Origin of the sequence: Myxococcus llanfairpwllgwyngyllgogerychwyrndrobwllllantysiliogogogochensis (assembly GCF_006636215.1) — a bacterium.
Taxonomy (GTDB): Bacteria; Myxococcota; Myxococcia; order Myxococcales; family Myxococcaceae; genus Myxococcus; species Myxococcus llanfairpwllgwyngyllgogerychwyrndrobwllllantysiliogogogochensis.
The window spans coordinates 1-439 of the sequence record NZ_VIFM01000789.1; the positions used below are offsets into that span (position 1 = coordinate 1).

1 protein-coding gene is annotated in these 439 nt (G+C 60.1%); it reads right to left on the reverse strand.

Features of this window, described 5'->3' with window-relative positions:
• Nucleotides 1-201: 201 nt before the first annotated feature.
• Nucleotides 202-439: hypothetical protein (locus FJV41_RS55860; RefSeq protein WP_220138022.1), on the reverse strand; the 238-nt coding region annotated here is incomplete at its 5' end.

Sequence of the window (439 nt, forward strand, 5' to 3'; positions counted from 1 at the left end):
TGCAAGCGCAGCGCCGCCGGGCGATACACATTAGACGCCGTACCCGCGGTTGTGCCGGATGGCGGCATAAATGCCTTATCCGGCCTACGGGCCCTCCAGCAGGCGTTTCTTCGTCCTCCAGGCCCGTGCAAGCGCAGCGCCGCCGGGCGATACACATCAGATACCGTACTCGCGGTTGTGCCGGATGGCGGCATAAATGCCTTATCCGGCCTGCGGGTCCTCCACAGGTTCAAACAGCGTAGGCCCGCGCAAGCGCAGCGCCGCCGGGCGATACACATCAGACACCGTACCCGCGGTTGTGCCGGATGGCGGCATAAATGCCTTATCCTGTTTACAAATGGCATTGGGTCCACCCATGACATTCGTCCGTAGGTCCGCGCAAGAGCATGGGGTCAGTTCATTGCTGAGCGGTTTTTTCGTTTTCAAAGCAAGAGAATAC